The 1129-nt window shown below is 67.3% G+C and carries 1 protein-coding gene and 1 pseudogene; both read left to right on the top strand.

Features of this window, described 5'->3' with window-relative positions:
- The first annotated feature begins 112 nt into the window (after positions 1-112).
- On the top strand, positions 113-583 hold the full coding sequence (locus ACIHFD_RS67910; protein WP_397375977.1) for a transposase: 471 nt from the start codon (positions 113-115) through the stop codon (positions 581-583).
- Positions 580-1129 (top strand): annotated as a pseudogene (locus ACIHFD_RS67905) (IS5/IS1182 family transposase); the annotation flags it as partial. The gene ACIHFD_RS67910 and the pseudogene ACIHFD_RS67905, both read left to right, overlap by 4 nt.

Below are 1129 nucleotides of genomic sequence, written 5' to 3'. Positions count from 1 at the left end.
AAGGACTCCGTTGCCCAATTCGGCGTGTCTTCTCGGAAGCCGATGATGTCCTGAATCAGGATGATCTGCCGCGCGATTCCTCGTCTGCGAGCGGTGAGAGGATGGTCGATTGATGTCGATGCAGCCGCGTCCCTGGCCGGAGATTCCCGAGTTGACCGCGCGTGTGGCGCGGGCGGCGTTTCCCAAGGGGACAATGGCGATGCGGGTCCGCGACGCGCTGGGCCCGCTGTTCGCCGATGCGGAATTCGCGGGCATGTTCGGTGTGCGGGGACGTCCCGGCCTGTCTCCCGGACAGTTGGCGCTGGTGTCGGTGCTGCAATACGCGGAGAACCTGTCCGATCGGCAGGCCGCCGACGCAGTCCGCGGCCGAATCGAGTGGAAATACGCGCTGGGCCTGGAGTTGGAGGATCCGGGGTTCGACTTTTCGGTGCTCAGCGGCTTTCGCGCCCGCCTGGTTGAACACGGCCAGGAGGAGCATATCTTCGAGCTGCTCGTGGAGCGGTTGAGTGGCCTGGAGTTCTTGCGTGCGGGCGGACGTCAGCGGACCGATTCCACGCATGTGCTGGCCGCGGGCGGGCGTTGAACCGGGCGGAGTTCGTCGGCGAGGTGATGCGGTCGGCGTTGAACGCCTTGGCGGCCTGTGAGCCGGGCTGGCTGGCGGCGTGGGCTCCGGCCGCATGGCAGGAACGGTACGGGGAGCGGGTGGATGCCTACCGGCTGCCTGACGGAGAAGCGGCGCGGACGGACTACCTGATCCAGGTCGGAGCGGATGGCTACCGGCTACTGGAGCGGATTTATGACCGCGGCGCTCTGGCCTGGCTGCGGCAGGTCCCGGCGGTGCAGGTGCTGCGCGAGGCGTGGATCCAGCAGTACTACCGGACCGACGGGGAGGTGTGTGTGCGGCAGGGCAAGGACCTGCCGCCGGGAAGGCTCCGGCTGGCCTCGCCCTATGACCCCGAGGCTCGGTATGGGGTCAAGCGCGGGACCGGCTGGGTCGGTTACAAGGTCCATCTGACCGAGACCTGCGACGATGACACCCCTCATCTGATCACACATGTGGCGACCACCGACGCCACCGTGGAGGACTCCCAGATGACGGCGGTCGTCTGGGATGACCTGGCAGCGCGGG

This window comes from Nonomuraea sp. NPDC051941 (assembly GCF_044593615.1).
This window is presented reverse-complemented; position numbering and strand designations above follow the sequence as displayed.

Excerpts from the sequence above, each read along its gene's own strand:
- ACIHFD_RS67910 (WP_397375977.1), top strand. The coding sequence starts at position 113 with ATGTCGATGCAGCCGCGTCCCTGGCCGGAGATTCCCGAGTTGACCGCG.